Source organism: Rhodanobacter lycopersici (assembly GCF_040812335.1).
Taxonomy (GTDB): Bacteria; Pseudomonadota; Gammaproteobacteria; order Xanthomonadales; family Rhodanobacteraceae; genus Rhodanobacter_A; species Rhodanobacter_A lycopersici.
In genome coordinates this window covers 120,825-138,038 of record NZ_JBFOHK010000003.1, presented here as the reverse complement: position 1 = coordinate 138,038, position 17,214 = coordinate 120,825, and the positions used below count along the sequence as shown (strand labels likewise).

Annotated in this window: 13 protein-coding genes; 4 read left to right on the top strand and 9 right to left on the bottom strand. The window is 68.9% G+C overall.

Annotated features, from left to right (window positions below):
* Positions 1-5: 5 nt before the first annotated feature.
* The 8 genes from ABQJ54_RS11960 to ABQJ54_RS11925 form a co-directional block, all read right to left on the bottom strand.
* Positions 6-1,001, bottom strand: a complete 996-nt coding sequence (locus ABQJ54_RS11960; RefSeq protein ID WP_367854540.1) for a YhdH/YhfP family quinone oxidoreductase — start codon at positions 999-1,001, stop codon at positions 6-8.
* A 14-nt stretch (positions 1,002-1,015) separates the two neighbouring features.
* Entirely contained in the window at positions 1,016-1,612 is a 597-nt protein-coding gene (locus tag ABQJ54_RS11955; protein ID WP_367854539.1) for an LOG family protein, read from the bottom strand.
* 323 nt (positions 1,613-1,935) lie between these two features.
* A complete protein-coding gene (gene lpdA / locus ABQJ54_RS11950) occupies positions 1,936-3,360 on the bottom strand; it encodes a dihydrolipoyl dehydrogenase (RefSeq protein WP_367854538.1) in 1,425 nt (474 codons plus the stop codon).
* Positions 3,361-3,497: 137 nt separating this feature from the next.
* Complete coding sequence (odhB, locus tag ABQJ54_RS11945; RefSeq protein WP_367854537.1) at positions 3,498-4,694, bottom strand: 2-oxoglutarate dehydrogenase complex dihydrolipoyllysine-residue succinyltransferase; 1,197 nt, start codon at positions 4,692-4,694, stop codon at positions 3,498-3,500.
* An 82-nt stretch (positions 4,695-4,776) separates the two neighbouring features.
* Complete coding sequence (locus tag ABQJ54_RS11940; protein ID WP_367854536.1) at positions 4,777-7,614, bottom strand: 2-oxoglutarate dehydrogenase E1 component; 2,838 nt, start codon at positions 7,612-7,614, stop codon at positions 4,777-4,779.
* Positions 7,615-7,830: 216 nt separating this feature from the next.
* A complete protein-coding gene (locus tag ABQJ54_RS11935) occupies positions 7,831-8,340 on the bottom strand; it encodes a DUF7931 domain-containing protein (protein ID WP_367854535.1) in 510 nt (169 codons plus the stop codon).
* Complete coding sequence (locus ABQJ54_RS11930; protein WP_367854534.1) at positions 8,337-9,545, bottom strand: ribosomal protein uL16 3-hydroxylase; 1,209 nt, start codon at positions 9,543-9,545, stop codon at positions 8,337-8,339. Before ABQJ54_RS11930 ends, ABQJ54_RS11935 begins: the two co-directional genes overlap by 4 nt.
* Positions 9,546-9,676: 131 nt before the next feature.
* Positions 9,677-10,426 carry a sulfite exporter TauE/SafE family protein gene (locus ABQJ54_RS11925; protein WP_367854533.1) on the bottom strand — a complete coding sequence of 250 codons (750 nt, stop codon included), beginning with the start codon at positions 10,424-10,426 and terminating at the stop codon, positions 9,677-9,679.
* 158 nt (positions 10,427-10,584) lie between these two features.
* Between ABQJ54_RS11925 and ABQJ54_RS11920 the strand changes: the two genes are divergently transcribed.
* The 4 genes from ABQJ54_RS11920 to ABQJ54_RS11905 all read left to right on the top strand — a co-directional run bounded on the left by ABQJ54_RS11920 (position 10,585) and on the right by ABQJ54_RS11905 (position 16,833).
* Positions 10,585-12,417, top strand: coding sequence for an assimilatory sulfite reductase (NADPH) flavoprotein subunit (locus tag ABQJ54_RS11920; protein ID WP_367854532.1), 1,833 nt, complete (start codon positions 10,585-10,587; stop codon positions 12,415-12,417).
* Positions 12,418-12,644: 227 nt separating this feature from the next.
* On the top strand, positions 12,645-13,442 hold the full coding sequence (locus ABQJ54_RS11915) for a helix-turn-helix transcriptional regulator (RefSeq protein ID WP_367854531.1): 798 nt from the start codon (positions 12,645-12,647) through the stop codon (positions 13,440-13,442).
* Between the two features lie 139 nt (positions 13,443-13,581).
* Entirely contained in the window at positions 13,582-14,988 is a 1,407-nt protein-coding gene (locus ABQJ54_RS11910; protein ID WP_367854529.1) for an NAD-dependent succinate-semialdehyde dehydrogenase, read from the top strand.
* A 201-nt stretch (positions 14,989-15,189) separates the two neighbouring features.
* Positions 15,190-16,833, top strand: a complete 1,644-nt coding sequence (locus tag ABQJ54_RS11905) for an acetolactate synthase large subunit (RefSeq protein ID WP_367854528.1) — start codon at positions 15,190-15,192, stop codon at positions 16,831-16,833.
* 80 nt (positions 16,834-16,913) lie between these two features.
* Here the strand turns inward: ABQJ54_RS11905 and ABQJ54_RS11900 are convergent, their stop codons facing one another.
* Positions 16,914-17,195, bottom strand: a complete 282-nt coding sequence (locus ABQJ54_RS11900; protein ID WP_367854527.1) for a hypothetical protein — start codon at positions 17,193-17,195, stop codon at positions 16,914-16,916.
* Between the last annotated feature and the right edge of the window lie 19 nt (positions 17,196-17,214).

Sequence of the window (17,214 nt, the reverse complement as noted above, 5' to 3'; positions counted from 1 at the left end):
TATTTTCAACCCCCTCCGACACGCACCACGGTTCGGCCGAAGGAATCGCCGGCCAGCATGCGGCCGAACACCCCGGGCAGTTCGTCCAGCGTCGCCTCGCGGGTGGCGATGCGCTCCAGCTGACGCGGCTTCCAGTCGCCGGCCAGGTGCTGCCAGACGCGCTCGCGCACGGGGCGGGCGGTGCCGGCCGAGGCCACGCCAAGCAGGTTCACGCCGCGGATGATGAACGGCATCACCGTGCTGTCGAAAGCGATGCCGCCGGCGTTGCCGCAGATCGCCACGTTGCCGTAGGGCGCGACCAGCGGCAGCAAGCCGGCCAGCATCGCGCCGCCCACGTTGTCCAGCGCGCCGCCGAAGCGGACCGAGTCCATCGGCTTGCCGCTGAAGGCGAGTGCGTGGCGGTCGATGCATTCGGCCGCGCCCAGCGAGCGCAGGAAATCGAAATGCGCGGCCTTGCCGCTGATCGCATGCACCGTGTAGCCGGCGCGGCTGAAGATGTCGATGGCGAGCTGGCCCACGCCGCCGCTGGCGCCGGTGACGGCGAGCGGGCCCAGCGCGGGCGCCTGGCCGTTGTCCAGCATGTGCACCAGCGCCAGCGCGGCGGTGAAGCCGGCGGTGCCGAGGATCATGCTTTCGCGCAGCGACAGGCCCTGCGGCAGCGGGATCGTCCAGCGCGCGTCCAGTCGTGCGTATTCCGCATAGCCGCCATCGCGTGTTTCCGAAAGGCCGCTGCCGGTGCACAGCACCGCGTCGCCTTCCTTGAATGCGGGGTCGGTGGAAGCGACCACATGGCCGGCCGCGTCGATGCCGCCGTTGAGCGGGTATTGGCGCAGGATCTTGCCCTTGCCGGTGCCGGCCAGCGCATCCTTGTAGTTGACCGAGGAGTACGCGACCTTGACCAGCACCTCGCCGGGTGTCAGCGCGTCGGTGGCCATCTCTTCGATGCCGGCGCGGTAGCCGGCGTCGTCGTTGTGGATGCGGAAGGCGCGGAAGCTGGTCACGGGGTTTTCTCCACTCAGGCCTTGATGCTGGACGGGCCGATCACGCGGGTGGCGTTGCCGCCGTCGTAGTGCGCCATCCAGTCGAACAGCGCGGCGATGGACTCGCCGAACCACAGGCTGCCGCGCTGGCCGGACTGCACGAAACCCTCGGCCACCATGTGGTCCATCATCGTGCGCAGGTCACGGTAATAGCCGCGCACATCGAGGAACGCGCAGGGGTGGCGGTGCAGGCCGAGCTGGGCCCAGGTCAGCATCTCGAACATCTCGTCCATGGTGCCGAAGCCGCCGGGCAGGGCGACGAAGGCGTCGGACAGTTCGTACATGCGTGTCTTGCGCTGGTGCATGGTGTCCACCACCACCAGTTCGCTGAGTCCCTTGTGTGCCACTTCGCGCTCGACCAGCTGGCGCGGAATCACGCCGACCACCTTGCCACCGCCGGCCAGCACCGCATCGGCGACGATGCCCATCAGTCCCACATTGCCGCCGCCGTACACCAGCGCGATGCCGCGCCTGGCCATTTCAATGCCGAAGGCGCGCGCCTGTTCGGCGTATTCGGGATGCATGCCGGAGCTGGAGCCGCAATAGACGCAGAGGGAGGTGGGTTGGGGCATGTCGAAGGGCTCGCTTTTTGCTCGTCATACCGGCGAAGGCCGGAGGAGCTTCACAACAGCGAAGCTGGTCATCCAGTTCAAGTGACGCGTCCGAAGGACACAAAACCTTTTTGAGTGCTTCGCACAGCGTATTGAAACTGGATTCCAGCCTACGCCGGAATGACGGCGGTGAATGCAGGCGGCCCGCCATGTTTCCATGAGCGGGCCGCGTGGATCCCGTGTCGTCGGCCATCCACGGCCTGCACGGGATGAGGTCATCCATTCCAAGTGGATCCCGGATCGACGCACATCCCTGTGCTGTCCGGGATGAAGTCATCCTGACTTCAATTGCCCTTGTGGATGGCGCGCTTGTCCACCGACAGCGCCGCCTCGTGCACGGCTTCCGACAGGGTCGGATGGGCATGGACGATGCGGGCGAGGTCTTCGGAGGAGCCCTTGAACTCCATCGCCACCACGCACTCGGCGATCAGCTCGGACACGCCCGGGCCGACCATGTGCACGCCGAGGATGCGGTCGGTGTCGGCGTGGGCGAGCATCTTCACCTGGCCCACGGCCTCATTCATCGCCACGGCGCGGCCGATCGCGGCGAACGGGAAGGTGCCGACCTTGTACGGGATGCCGGCGTCCTTCAGTTCCTTCTCGGTCTTGCCGGCCCAGGCCACTTCCGGCTCGGTATAGATCACGAAGGGCACGGTGTCGTAGTTGACGTGGCCGGCCTTGCCGGCGATCCACTCGGCCACCGCCACGCCTTCCTCGGAACCCTTGTGCGCCAGCATCGGGCCGCGCACCGCGTCGCCGATCGCCCACACGCCGTCCACGCCGGTGTGGCAGTGCTCGTCCACCAGGATGCGGCCGCGCTCGTCCAGCTTCACGCCGGTGTCGTCGGCCAGCAGGCCGGTGCTGTAGGCGCGGCGGCCCACGGCCACCAGCAGCTTGTCGACCACCAGTTGCTGCTCGCCGCTCTTGTCGGTGTAGGTGAGGTGCACGCCATCCTTCTTCACCTCGGCCTTGTTGAGCTTGGCGTCGAGCTTGATGTCCAAGCCCTGCTTGGCGAATTCCTTGGCCGCGAGCTTGGCGATGTCGGCATCGGCCACCGAGAGGAAGTCCGGCAGCGCTTCGATGATGGTGACCTCGGAACCCATGCGGCGCCACACGCTGCCGAGCTCGAGGCCGATCACGCCGGCGCCGATCACGCCCAGGCGCTTTGGCACTTCGGTGAAGTCCAGCGCGCCGGCGTTGTCGACGATGTTCTTGCCGTCGAACTTGGCGAACGGCAGCTCGATCGGCACCGAACCCGAGGCGAGGATCACGTTGGTGGCGCTGATCGTCTGCTTGCTGCCGTCGGCGGCGGTGATCTCGACGCTGTTGCCCTTCAGCAGCTTGCCGGTGCCGTAGTACGGGGTGACCTTGTTCGCCTTGAACAGCTGGCCGATGCCGCCGGTGAACTGCTTGACGATCTTGTCCTTGCGGCCGATGAAGGTGGCCATGTCGACCTTGGCGTCCTTCACGCTGATGCCGTGCACCGGCAGGTTGTGCGCGATGTTCCAGTACTGGCGCGAGGAATCCAGCAGCGCCTTGGACGGGATGCAGCCCACGTTGAGGCAGGTGCCGCCCAGGGCCTGCTTGCCGTCCTTGCCGGTGAAGGCGTCCACGCATGCGGTCTTCAGGCCCAGCTGCGCGGCGCGGATCGCGGCCACATAGCCGGCCGGGCCGGCGCCGATGACGATGACGTCGAATTTGTCGCTCATGTCGTTTCTCGCTTTGTCCCTCTCCCGTCGGGAGAGGGTGCCCAAAGGGCGGGTGAGGGTACGTGCGGAGCGAGGCGTTGCGGCGGTGCCGGACCCTCACCCCAACCCCTCTCCCGGTGGGAGAGGGGCACAAGGGCTCAGATGCCCAGGAGCATCTTGTGCGGGTTCTCGAGCTGGTTCTTGATGTCGACCAGGAACAGCACCGCGTCCTTGCCGTCGATGATGCGGTGGTCGTAGCTGATCGCGATGTACATCATCGGCGCGGCGATCACCTGCCCGTTCTCGACCACGGCGCGCTCCTTGATCGTGTGCATGCCGAGGATGGCGCTCTGCGGCGGGTTGACGATCGGGGTGGAGAGCAGCGAGCCGAAGGTGCCGCCGTTGGTGATGGTGAAGGTGCCGCCCTGCAGGTCGTCCAGGGTCAGCTTGCCGTCGCGGGCCTTCTTGGCGTAGTCGCCGATGGCCTTCTCGATGTCGGCGAAGCTCATGTTCTCGGCGTTGCGCAGCACCGGGGTGACCAGGCCCTTGTCGGTGGACACCGCGATCGAGACGTCCTGGTAGCCGTGGTAGATGACGTCGTTGCCGTCCACCGAGGCGTTGACGATCGGATGGCGCTTCAGCGCCTCGACCGTGGCCTTGACGAAGAAGCTCATGAAGCCGAGCTTGACGCCGTGTTCCTTCTGGAACTGCTCGCCGAGATCCTTGCGCATCTTGCTGACCGCAGCCAGGTTCACTTCGTTGAACGAGGTGAGCATGGCGATCGAGTTCTTCGACTGCATCAGGCGCTCGGCGATCTTCGCGCGCATGCGGGTCATCGGCACGCGCTCTTCCGGACGCGCACCCGGGGTGGGCTTCGCCGCCGGCGCAGAGGCCGGAGCCGCGGCCGGACGCGAGCCGGCGTTGACCACATCCTCCTTGATGATGCGGCCGTCGCGGCCGGTGCCGGCGATGGCGGAGGTGTCGACCTTGTTCTCGGTGGCGACGCGCTGCGCGGCGGGCGAAAGCTCGGCGGCGGCAGCCTTGGTCGCGGCCGGGGCGGGCGCCGCGGCCGCGGGAGCCGGAGCAGGGGCGGCCGGAGCCGGCGCAGGAGCGGCGGCGCCTTCCTCGATGATCGCGATCACCTGCTGGCTGTTCACCGTGGCGCCGGTCTCCTGCCTGATCTCCTTGATCACGCCGTCGACCGGGGCGGGCACTTCCAGCACCACCTTGTCGGTTTCCAGGTCGACCAGGTTCTCGTCGCGCTTCACCGCATCGCCGGCCTTCTTGTGCCAGGTGGCGATGGTGGCGTCGGAGACCGACTCGGGCAGGACGGGGACTTTGACTTCGATGGACATGACGGACCCTTGGGGTTGGTGCGCTCGCCCTGGAGCGCAAGAATCGAAAGCGGCCATCCGTGGCCACGCAATGCGTTGAAGCTTACTCTGCGGAGTGGTCGGTGCCGATCGGCGCGACCAGCGCCTGCTCGACCAGCGCGGCCTGCTCGGCGACGTGGGTGTTGAGGTGGCCGGCGGCGGGCGCCGGCGAACGCGCGCGGCCGGCGTAGGAGAGACTCTGCTTGCTGCCCACGCAGGCCTGCAGGTGGTGGCGGATCTGGAACCAGGCGCCCTGGTTCATCGGCTCCTCCTGGCACCACACCACTTCCTTCGCGGCCGGGTACTTCTCCAGCTCGGCGGAGACCTCGGCGCGCGGGAACGGGTAGAGCTGCTCCACGCGCACGATCGCCACGTCGGCGAGGCCGCGCTTCTCGGCGTCCTCCAGCAGGTCGTAGTAGACCTTGCCGGCGCACAGCACCACGCGCTTCACCTTCTTGGCGTTGAGTTCGCGGTGCTCGCCGATCACCAGCTGGAAGCTGCCGCCGGCCAGCTCGTCCAGCGTGGACACGGCCAGCTTGTGGCGCAGCAGCGACTTCGGCGTCATCACGATCAGCGGCTTGCGCACCGGGCGCAGCATCTGGCGGCGGATCATGTGGAAATCCTGCGCCGGCGTGGTCGGCACGCAGACCTGCATGTTGTCGAACGCGCACAGCTGCAGGAAGCGCTCCAGGCGTGCGGAGGAGTGCTCCGGACCCTGGCCTTCGTAGCCGTGCGGCAGGAACAGCGCCAGGCCGCACAGGCGGTTCCACTTCGCCTCACCGGAGCTGATGAACTGGTCGATCACCACCTGGGCGCCGTTGGCGAAGTCGCCGAACTGGCCTTCCCAGATATTGAGCGTGTCGGGATCGGTGGTGGAGTGGCCGTATTCGAAGGCCATCACCGCCTCCTCGCTGAGCAGCGAGTCGATCACCTCCACGTCGGCGCCGTCGCGGACCGTGGCCAGCGGCATGTAGGTGCGGCCGTCCTTCTGGTCGTGCAGCACCGCGTGGCGGTGGAAGAAGGTGCCGCGGCCGGAATCCTGGCCGACCAGGCGCAGGTTGTGGCCGGCGTCGATCAGGCTGGCGTAGGCCAGGTTCTCGGCGAAGCCCCAGTCGCCCGGCTGCTCGCCGGCGGCCATCTTGCGGCGGTCGTCGTAGATCTTCGCCACGCGCGACTGCAGGGCGATGTCCTTGGGGATGTCCAGCAGCTGGCTGGCCAGCTCCAGCAGCCGCTGCTTCGGCAGCGTGGTGTCGGTCTTGTCGGACAGCTTGCCCTTGAGGAAGCGCATCCAGTCGATGTGGATGTCGCGCTTCGGGGCGGGATCGAGCTCGGTCATCGGCTTGCCCGCTTCCAGGCGGTCGCGGTAGGCGTCGAACTGCTTCTGCACGTCGCCGTCGGCGATCACGCCTTCCTTCACCAACTGCTGGCCGTACAACTCGCGGGCCGGCGGCAGCTTCTTGATGACCTGGTACATCACTGGTTGGGTGGCGGTGGGCTCGTCGGCCTCGTTGTGGCCGTGGCGGCGGTAGCACACCAGGTCGATCACCACGTCCTTGCGGAAGGTCTTGCGGAAATCGTAGGCGAGGCGGGTGGCCTCGATCACCGCTTCCGGATCGTCGCCGTTCACGTGCAGCACCGGCGCGTTGACCATCTTGGCCAGATCGGTGCAGTACATCGTGGAGCGCGCGTCCTGCGGGTTGGAGGTGGTGAAGCCCACCTGGTTGTTCACCACGATGTGCAGGCTGCCGCCGATCTTGAAGCCGCGGGCCTGCGACATGTTGAACAGTTCCATGTTCACGCCCTGGCCGGCCAGCGCGGCGTCGCCGTGGATCAGCACCGCCATCGACTGCTGGTGGGCGCCGTCGTGCCGGCGCACCTGGCGCGCGTGCACGGAGCCGGCCACCACCGGGTTGACGATTTCCAGGTGCGAGGGGTTGAACGCCAGCGCCACGTGGGTGCCGCCCTTGGGCGTCTTGACGTCGGCGGAGAAGCCCATGTGGTACTTCACGTCGCCGGAGTGCGCAGGGTCGTCCGGGTGCTCGAAGCGGCCCTCGAATTCGTCGAACAGGGTCTTCGGCGGCTTGCCGAGGAGGTTGACCAGCACGTTGAGGCGGCCGCGGTGGGCCATGCCGATCACCACTTCCTTGATGCCGTTGTCGCCGGCGGCGCGTACCACGTCGTCCAGCATCGGGATCAGGCTGTCGCCGCCTTCCAGCGAGAAGCGCTTCTGGCCCACGTACTTGGTGTGGAGGTAGCGCTCCAGGCCGTCGGCGGCGGTGAGGCCGTCCAGCACGCGCTGCTTGCCGGCGGCGTCGAGGCCGGCGCTGCCGTTGGCCTGCTCCAGCCGGGTATAGATCCAGTTGCGTTGCGCGTGGTCGGAGATGTACATGAACTCCGCGCCGATGCTGCGCGTGTACACCTTCTTCAGGCGCGCCCACAGCTCGCGCAGCTTCAGGCGCTGGCCGCCGCCGGCATAGGTGCCGCAGTCGAACTCGGTGTCGAGGTCGGCTTCGCCGAGGCCGTGGAAGGCGAGGCCGAGGTCGGGCGCCTCCATCTTGTGCGCTAGGCCCAGCGGGTCGAGGTCGGCGGCGAGGTGGCCGCGCGAACGGTAGGCGGTCAGCAGGCGCAGCACGCCGGCCTGCTTGCGCGCGTGCTCGTCGCCTACCGGCGCGGCCGCTGCGACGTGGCGTTGCTTCTGCGCCGCCTCGATGCGCGCGATGGCGCCGCCGTGCGGGACGTCGCCGGCCTCGCGGCCCTTGAAGGTCTCGAAATACGTGTTCCACTCGGCGGAAACCGACGCGGGGTCGGCCAGCCAGGCGTCGTACAGGGATTCGACGTAATCGGCGTTGCCGCCAGCGAGTTGGGAGGATTCGAAGAACTCGCGGATCAGATTTGTACTCACGTCACCACCGGCAGGGAAGAGAGGCTTGCGGCGATCCTTCGGCAGCGCGGATCGCCGGCGAAAAATCCTGTTAATTATAGCCTTGGCCTGCTGCGCCGCGGCAACCCGGGCGCCACCCGGAATGGGGGCTCCTTAGCCGGAATTCACGTCGCGGGGCACCGACTTTGGTCGCAACCGGCGTGCGGCAGGACTTTGCGGCGTTCGTGCTGCCGGTCCCTACAGATCCAGTGCCTGCAGCTCGTTGGCGCGGGCAGAGCGCTCCCAGATCTCGTCGAACTGCTGTTGCAAGGGCACCTGTGCCGCACGATCGACGAGCGCCATGCGGCCCTGAGGCTGGCCGGCATCGGGCAGGAACAGGTAGCCGCCGGTATCCGTGAGCAGCCAGGCACTGGCGCACTGGCGGTCCACGTCCTCCACCGGCGTGCGGATCTGGATCGCGCTGGTAAGGCGCTGGAACAGCGTGATCAACCGATGGCCGTCGCGCAGCGCCGTGGCCGGGTCGTGCAGCAGGATGCGGATCCCGGCGCGGCGGCCGGAGGTGGCGACGCGCTTGAGTTCGGCCAGTTCCGCGTCATTGCCGTAGTCGTCGCGGCCAAGCAGGGGCAGGTGCAGCGCCAAGCGGTGACGCGCGGCGGTCAGCAACTGCAGCCGAGCGGTGGCCAGCGCTTCGCGACCGTCGATCGCCCGGCGCCCGGTGTCATCACCGTCGGCTGCCGCTGCGCTCACCGCCGGCGCGCCTTGCGCGGCACCAGATGCCCCTCGTTGACCAGAGCCAGCAACAGCTCGCCCGCCGCCGTGGACGGTGCAGCATCGACGACGACCTCGCGCTGCGCGCAGAGCTGCCGTGCCAGCGCCAGCGGGGCCGACCAGGCTTGGCCGTTCGCGTACAGGGTGCAGCCGGACTTGCCGCGACTCCACGCCATGCGCGACCACGGATGGCGCAACAAGCGGGCACCGGAGGCGAGTTGCTTGCGCAGGGCGGCCTCACCCAGCGGGCGATCGGGCGGAGCCGGCGCCTGCGCATTGCGGTAACGGGTGATGAAGCGGCCGAACCAGTCGCGCAGCGTGTCCTCGTCCAGTGCGGCGGCGAACGGCAGCGCACGGCGCAGTCGCGCCAGCGCCGCCGCGTCGATCTCGCCGGGTGCCTTGGCCGGAGCGAGATCGGGGTCGGCGTAGCGCTGGTCTTCGTGCAGCCGCTCGGCGAGGTAGTCGGCGAGGTCGCCGATCAGTTCCGCCTGCGAGGGCGCGCGCATGCCCACCGAGATCGTCATGCACGGGCCTCCAAAGGCCACGCCGTCGTGCGGCAGGCCGGGCGGCAGGTAGAGCATGTCGCCAGGTTCGAGCAGCCATTCGTGGGTCGGCGTGAACTCGCGCAGCTGCTTCAGCTCCACGTCGGGGCGGAAATCCTTCGGTGCATCAGGATCGGTGCTGATCGCCCAGTGCCGCTGGCCCAGGCCCTGCAGCAGGAACACGTCGTACTGGTCCACGTGCGCACCCACGCCGCCGCCGGGCTCGGCATAGGAAATCATGATGTCGTCCACCCGCCAGTCGGGCAGGAAGGCGAAGGCTTCCAGCAGGCTGGCCACGTCGGCATCCCACTTGTCCACGTCCTGCACCAGCAGGGTCCAGTTCGCGTCACCGGTCTTCGCGAAGTCGTCTTCGCTGAGCGGACCGGTCTTCACCTGCCAGCGCTCGCGCGCCTCGTCGTGACGGATCAGCCGCGACAGCGCGCCGTCCTCGCAGGCCAGGCCGGCCAGGTCCTCGGGCTGGATCGGCGGCACGAAATCCGGGAAGGCGTTGCGGATCAGCAACGGCCGCTTCTGCCAGTAGTCGCGCAGGAACTGCGCGGGCGGCATGCCCAAGGGGAGGCGGGCGGAGCCGCGGACTTCGATGGGCAACGAGGGTTTGCGGGGAGTGGGGGCGCGTTTCATGCGCGCATTGTAGTGGGGAGGAGCCGCGGCTTTCTCCCCTCTCACACTTGTGGGAGAGGGGCTGGGGGTGAGGGGCTGGGGAGAGGGGCTTTTTGCTTTTGCTTGTGACAAGCGCGCCCACAGGCAAACTCTCAGTGCAACACGCGCACCGCGTTGTTGATGCCCAGCGCCAGCACCGCCAACCCCGCCAGCATGGTGGCAGCCCGAGCCGGGATGCGGCGGATGAAGAATGCGCCGAACGGTGCCGCGAGGATGCCGCCGGCGATCAGGCCCAGCACCGCCACCACATGGCCGGTGCCAATGCCGAACAGGAACGCGACGCTGGCAGCGATGCTCACCACGCATTTGGCCAGATGCACGCTGCCGATCACCGCACGTGGCTGCAGCCCGCGGGCGAGCAGGGTGGTGGCGGTGAGCGCGCTCCAGCCGCCGCCGCCGACCGCGTCCAGGAAGCCGGCTGCCGCACCCAGCAATGGCGTGTCGCGCGGCGGCTCGGTGCGTTCGCCGGGGTGCCTCGCGCCGCGCAGCAACAGGAACAGGCCCATGCCCAGCAGGTAAGGCGTCAGCGCGATGCGCATCCATGACGCAGGCAGCTGCACGGCCAGCCACACGCCGAGCAGGGCGCCGATCACACCGGGGATCGCCAGCGCGAGGAACAGCTTCCGCCGCACGTTGCCGGCCGCGAGGTGGCTGAGCCCGGACGCGCCGCAGGTGAAGGTCTCGGCGTAGTGCACGCTGGCGCTGGCCATCACCGGCGGCATGCCCAGGCCCAGCAGCAGCCCGGCCGAGGTCACGCCGTAGGCCATGCCCAGCGCGCCGTCCACCAACTGCGCGAGGACACCTACGAGGGTAAAGGTGAGGAATTCCGGCAGGGCGCTCATCGGCACTCGCAGCGAGGTGGTGGCGGAATGTCAGCACGCGCGCCGGCGGGCCGGAAATGAACGGCCCGCATAAGCACATGCCCACAAGTGTTTTCAGGCCGGTGGAACGCGGAATTAACATGGCCGCCAAGACGTATGGACGTCCAAAAGGAAAGACCGTGAGCGTTGCCACACGACCGATACTGTCGACGCCGGGCCTGGCCGCGGAGCGGCTGGCACTGCTGCGCCGGCTGACCGAGGGGCTGCCGCCTGCGGACCTGTACTGGATCTCGGCGTGGAGCGCCGCGCTGGCGGCACAGGCCACTCGTGTCGTCCTGCCGCCCGGTGCCGCCGCGGCCGAGGCGCCGGGCGCGGCTGCGGGCGAGCGGCTGACCGTGCTCTACGGCAGCCAGACCGGCAATTCGCGCCGGGTGGCCGAGCGGCTGGCCGAACGCGTCACGGCGGCAGGCCTGAACGTGCGGCTGCTGCGCACCGGCGCCTACGTCGTGCGCGAGCTGGCCCAGGAGCGCCACCTGGCCCTGGTGATCAGCAGCCAGGGCGACGGCGATCCGCCGGACGACGCGCTGGGCTTCGTCGAATTCCTCACCGGCAAACGCGCCCCGAAGCTGCCGCAGCTGAAGTTCGCGGTGCTGGGCCTGGGCGATTCCAGCTACCCGAAGTTCTGCGCGGTGAGCCGCCAGCTCGACGCGCGTTTCGCCGAACTTGGCGCGCAGCGCTTCGCCGGGCTGGGCGAGGCCGACGTGGATTTCGAGGCCGTGGGCACGGGCTGGAGCGATGGCGTGCTGGAAAAGGCGCGCGAGGCGCTGGGCACGCCGGCCGCTCCCGTTCCGGCGAACCAGCGTCCGGTGGCCCTGCATGCGGTGAACAGCGTGCTGCACGGCCGGGAAAACCCGTATGCCGCCGAGGTGCTGGAAAACCAGCGCATCGTCTCGCGCGACAGCGCACGCGAAGTGCGCCACATCGAACTCTCGCTGCAGGGCTCCGGCCTGCGTTACGAGCCGGGCGACGCGCTGGGCGTGTGGCCGCGCAATCCGCCCGCCCTGGTCGGGGAGTGGTTGCGCGAGCTGCGCCTGGACGGCGAGCAGGAGGTCGCCCACGATGGTAGCCGCCTGCCGCTGGCGCGCTGGCTGACCCACGAGCGCGAGCTGACCCGCCTGAGCCGCCCGCTGCTGGCCGCGCATGCCGCCGCCAGCGGCGACGCCGAACTCGCGCGCGTGCTGGAGCCGGAGCAGCGCGAGGCACTGACCCGGCTGCTGGACACGCACCAGCCGATCGACCTGCTGCGCCGCCATCCGGTGGGCTGGGGTGCCGCGCAACTGGTGGCCGCGCTGCGTCCGCTCACCCCGCGGCTGTATTCCATCGCCTCCAGCCCGAAGGTGGTGGGCGAGGACGAGGTGCACCTCACCGTGGCCGTGGTGGGCTACCACGCCCATGGCAGCGCCCATCTCGGCGCGGCTTCGTCCTTCCTCGCCGCGGCCGGCGACGAGCAGCGCGTGCCGGTGTTCGTGGAACCGAACGAGCGCTTCCGCCTGCCGGCCGACGCCAGCCGCGACATCATCATGATCGGGCCGGGCACCGGCGTGGCGCCGTTCCGCGCCTTCGTGCAGGAACGCCAGGCCGTCGGCGCCACGGGGCGCAACTGGCTGTTCTTCGGCAATCGCCATTTCGCGCAGGACTTCCTTTACCAGACCGAGTGGCAGCAGGCCTTGAAGGACGGCGCGCTGCATCGGCTCGATCTCGCCTTCTCGCGCGATGCGGCTGCCAAGACCTACGTGCAGAACCGGCTGCGCGAACACGGCCGCGAACTGTACTCCTGGTTGCGCGGGGGCGCCCATCTCTACGTCTGCGGCGACGCGACGCACATGGCGAAAGACGTGCACGAAGCCCTGGTCGAAGTCGCCGTCGCCCACGGCGGGCTTTCCGCCGAGGATGCCCGCGCCTGGCTGGCCGGGTTGCTGCAGGAAGGGCGCTACGCCCGTGATGTTTATTGAGAAAAGCATCGCGGCTGAAGCCGCTCCTACGATCCATCCGCTGTAGGAGCGGCTTCAGCCGCGATGCTCTTCAGATTTTCGAACACCCTGCCAAAAGCATCGCGGCTGAAGCCGCTCCTACCTCCTACCCACCGGCAAGATGGGCCATGCGAGCACGGCGGGTTTTTGAACGGGCCCCGGAGGATCCCCCGCTATCATGCGGGAACACCCGCAGACGACCGACCACGATGGCTGCCCCCACCCACAACGCGGCGCAACGCAAGGAACTTGGCGCGTTCCTGATGGCCTGCCGCGCGCGCGTGTCGCCGACCGGGCTGGGCTTCTCCATCGGCCGCCGCCGCACGCCGGGACTGAAGCGCGAGGAAGTGGCGCTGGCCGCAGACGTCAGCGCGAGCTGGTACACGTGGATCGAGCAGGGCCGCGACGTGCGCGCCTCGCCCGAGGCGCTGGAACGGCTGGCGCAGGTGCTGCGCATGAGCGACGCCGAGCGCGCCTACGTGTTCGCCCTGTCCGGCTACCCGCCGCCGGAGGACACCCACGACGAGTCGCTGACCGATGGCCTGCGCCAGTTCGTGCAGGCGCTGGACCCGCTGCCCGCCTACGTGCGCAACAACCGCTTCGACATCCTGATCTGGAACCGCGCGATCGCCGGGCTGTTCGTCGACTACGACAGCCTGGCGCCGCACGAGCGCAACACGCTGCGGCTGATGTTCCTGTACCAGCCCTACCGCACGCTTATCGTCAACTGGGAAGAGATCGCGCGCGGCACCCTTGCCGGCTTCCGCGCCGCCTACGCGCAGGCGGCGGACAAGCGCTCCTTCGACGCACTCATCGCCGAGCTCACCGAACGCAGCGACGCTTTCCGCCGATGGTGGCCCGAGCACGACGTGCGCCGCTTCGACGAAGGCATCAAGCAGCTCGACCACCCCGTGCTGGGCCGGGTCGACCTGCAGTACGTGGCGCTGGTGCCGCAGAACCGCCATGACCTGTCGCTGGTCACCTACCTTCGACGGACGAAAGGCTAGCCTGCCAGGATCGCCTGCCAAGACTGGTGGTACGGCACCCAGGATCGCCACCCGTCTTGTTCCCGCAGGTGCGCAGGTCCATGTTTCGCGCCATCGACCGTGGGCCGCAGCGGCCACGTACTCCCGAAGGAAACACGCCATGCCTGCCGACTCCTCCCGCCCGACCGCGCGCGACAACGTTTCGGTGTCGCGCGACCCCGCCACCGGCACCTTGATCGCCGAGCGCCCCTTCCTCACCGACGCCGCGCTGGGATCGCTGCTCGACCGCGCCCAGGCCGGCTTCGCACGCTGGAGCAGCGTCGGCCTGGTGCAGCGCGCGGAGGTGCTGCGCGCCATGGCCGCCTCGCTGCGCCAGCGCAACGAGGCGATGGCCGCGATGGCTACCGCCGAGATGGGCAAACCGCTGCGCGACATGCGCGCCGAAGTGGAGAAGTGCGCGCACCTGTGCGACTGGTACGCCGAGCACGGCCCGCGCTGGCTGGCCGACGAACCCACCGAGGTGCCGGACGGCAAGGCCTACGTGTCCTACCTGCCGCTGGGCGTGGTGCTCGGCGTGATGCCGTGGAACTTCCCCTACTGGCAGGCGATGCGTGCGGCGGTGCCGATCCTGATGGGCGGCAACGCCTTCCTGCTGAAGCCGGCCGAGAACGTGGTGGGCTGCGCCGAACTGCTGGACGAGGCCTGGCGCGCCGCCGGCCTGCCCGCGGACGCCTTCATCAGCGCCCACCTCACCCGTGCGCAGAGCGCCAGCGCGATCGCCGATCCGCGCATCGCGGCGGTCACCGTCACCGGCAGCGTGGGCGCCGGACGCACCATCGCCGGCCAGGCCGGCCAGGCGATCAAGAAGGTGGTGCTGGAACTGGGCGGCTCGGATCCCTTCATCGTGCTGGCCGACGCCGACGTGGAGAAGGCCGCCGAAATCGCCGTGGCGGCGCGCTTCCAGAACGCCGGCCAGGTGTGCATCGCGGCCAAGCGCATGATCGTCGAGCAAGCCGTGCTGGAGCGCTTCACCCAGGCCTTCGTCGAACGCACCAGGGCGCTGGTGGTGGGCGATGGCCGCGACGCGGCGACCCAGGTCGGCCCGATCGCCCGCCTCGACCTGCTGGAGCAGTTGCACCAGCAGGTCGCCGACAGCTTGAAGGCCGGCGCAAAACTGCTGCTCGGCGGCCAGCGGCTGGACCGCAAGGGCTTCTTCTACGCGCCCACCGTGCTCGCCGACGTCAAGCCCGGCATGCCGGTGTTCGATGCCGAGACCTTCGGCCCGGTGGCAGCGATCATCGCCGCGCGCGATGCCGACCACGCGGTGGAACTGGCCAACCAGAGCGAGTACGGCCTCAGCGGCAACCTGTGGACCGGCGACGTCGAGCGCGGCAAGCGGCTGGCGCGGCGGCTGGTCACCGGCGGCGTGTTCATCAACGGCTGGTCCGCCTCCGATCCACGCGTGCCGATCGGCGGCGTGAAGCACAGCGGCTTCGGCCGCGAGCTGTCGCACTTCGGCCTGCGCGAATTCGTCAACGCACAGACCGTGTGGGTGGACCGTCTCTGAGCGAACCCCGCCCGCGTCCCGCATGCCTCGCCTTTCCGGGGGTAGGAGCGGCTTCAGCCGCGATGCTTTCCAGATCCTTCGAACGCCATGTCGGAAGCATCGCGGCTGAAGCCGCTCCTACAAAGGGCGATGCGCTTATCCGGGAAAAATGATGAACAGGCCCCGACATCACCGCGTAACCAACCTGTGGAACGTCACGACATGACCAAGGGATCCGACCTGCTGGTGGCCGCGCTGGAGAACGAAGGCGTCGAGCGCATCTTCGGCATACCCGGCGAGGAAAACCTCGACGTGGTGGAATCGCTGCGCCATTCCTCCATCCAGCTCGTGGTCACCCGCCACGAGCAGGCGGCGGCGTTCATGGCCGCCACCTACGGCCGCCTCACCGGCAAGCCGGGCGTGTGCCTCAGCACGCTGGGGCCGGGCGCGCTCAACTTCACCACCGGCGCCGCCTATGCCTTCCTCGGCGCGATGCCGATGATCATCCTGACCGGGCAGAAAGGCATCCGCTCCAGCCGGCAGGCGCAGTTCCAGATCGTCGACATCGTCAACACCATGAAGCCGCTGACCAAGTCGGCGCGGCAGATCGTCTCGCCCACCACCATTCCCACCCTGGTGCGCGACGCCTTCCGCATGGCGCAGGAAGGACGCCCCGGCCCGGTGCACCTGGAGCTGCCCGAGGACATCGCCGCGATGGAATGCGAAGCGGTGCCGCTGGTGCCGCCACATGCGCTGGAGCCGCCGGTGGCCGGCGCCGAGTCGGTGGAGCGCGCCGCCGCATTGATCCGCGCCGCCGAGCGGCCGCTGGTGATGCTCGGCGCCGCGGCCTCGCGCCCGGCGTCCAGCGAGGCGCTGTCGCGCTTCGTGCTGCGCGCGGGCATCCCGTTCTTCACCACGCAGATGGGCAAGGGCGCGGTCGCCGGCGGCTCCGGCCTGTACATGGGCACGGCCGCACTGAGCGAGCGCGACTACGTGCACGGGGCGATCGACCGCGCCGATGTCATCGTCGCGATCGGCCACGACACCATCGAGAAGCCGCCCTTCGTGATGCGTCCCGGCAGCCCTACCGTGATCCACGTCGGCTACCAGCCGGCCAGCGTGGAGCAGGTGTACTTCCCGCAGGCCGAGGTCGTGGGCGACATGGGCCGCTCGCTGGCGCTGCTGGCCGACCGCATCGAGGGCAAGGTGCCGAACGCCAAGGCGCTGCTGCCGCTGCGCGAAGGCATCCTCGCGCATCTCGCCGACCGCGCCGGCGAAGACCGCTTCACGCCGCAGCGCATCGTGCGCGACGTGCGCGCGGTGATGCCGTCCGACGGCATCGTGGCGCTGGACAACGGCATATACAAGATCTGGTTCGCGCGCAACTACCGCACCCAGGTCGCCAACACCCTGCTGCTGGACAACGCGCTGGCCACCATGGGCGCCGGCCTGCCCTCGGCGATGATGGCCTCGATGCTGTACCCGGACCGCCGCGTGCTGGCGGTGTGCGGCGACGGCGGCTTCATGATGAACGACCAGGAGATGGAGACGGCGGTGCGCCTCAAGCTCAACCTGGTGGTGCTGATCCTGCAGGACAACGCCTACGGCATGATCCGCTGGAAGCAGGCGGTGGACGGCTTCGCCGACTACGGCATGACCTTCGGCAACCCCGACTTCGGGCTGTATGCGCGCGCGTTCGGCTGCCAGGGGCATCGTGTCGACGACATCGCGCAGTTCGCGCCCACGCTGGAGTCCGCCTTCCAGGCGGGTGGCGTGCACCTGGTGTCGGTGCCGATCGACTACTCGGAGAACGAGCGCGTGCTGGTGAACGAACTGCGCGAGGCCTTCCCGCCCAACCTGTCCTGAATCCCCGCCTGCGCCAGGGGCAACCGGGTGGACCGGGGGCCTCGGGACCAACGGCGGCCCAGGGAACTGGAAGCGGCAAGTCAGCGCAGCTTGCGCCGGCGCCGCTGCAACAGCGCCGACACCACCGCGATCAAAGTGGACAGCAGGCCGAAGGCGATTCCCATCATCGGATGACGTTGCGTGAAATCGGGCAGCGACGGCGCACCTGCCCCGCTCCACATCATCAGCAGCCATGCCGCGAGCAGGGTGATGCCGGCAGCCAGCGCGACAGCCAGTAGTGATCGAAACCAGCGCACGAATGGGATCTGCCACAACCGAAAGAGGGCCGGCACGATTCTGTAGCCAGCGGGCGGCGAAGCCAAGCGCCGTCGATCCACCTAG

Excerpts from the sequence above, each read along its gene's own strand:
- ABQJ54_RS11955 (WP_367854539.1), bottom strand. The coding sequence starts at position 1,612 with ATGCCCCAACCCACCTCCCTCTGCGTCTATTGCGGCTCCAGCTCCGGC.
- lpdA (WP_367854538.1), bottom strand. The coding sequence starts at position 3,360 with ATGAGCGACAAATTCGACGTCATCGTCATCGGCGCCGGCCCGGCCGGC.
- odhB (WP_367854537.1), bottom strand. The coding sequence starts at position 4,694 with ATGTCCATCGAAGTCAAAGTCCCCGTCCTGCCCGAGTCGGTCTCCGAC.
- ABQJ54_RS11930 (WP_367854534.1), bottom strand. The coding sequence starts at position 9,545 with ATGAAACGCGCCCCCACTCCCCGCAAACCCTCGTTGCCCATCGAAGTC.
- ABQJ54_RS11925 (WP_367854533.1), bottom strand. The coding sequence starts at position 10,426 with ATGAGCGCCCTGCCGGAATTCCTCACCTTTACCCTCGTAGGTGTCCTC.
- ABQJ54_RS11915 (WP_367854531.1), top strand. The coding sequence starts at position 12,645 with ATGGCTGCCCCCACCCACAACGCGGCGCAACGCAAGGAACTTGGCGCG.
- ABQJ54_RS11910 (WP_367854529.1), top strand. The coding sequence starts at position 13,582 with ATGCCTGCCGACTCCTCCCGCCCGACCGCGCGCGACAACGTTTCGGTG.
- ABQJ54_RS11905 (WP_367854528.1), top strand. The coding sequence starts at position 15,190 with ATGACCAAGGGATCCGACCTGCTGGTGGCCGCGCTGGAGAACGAAGGC.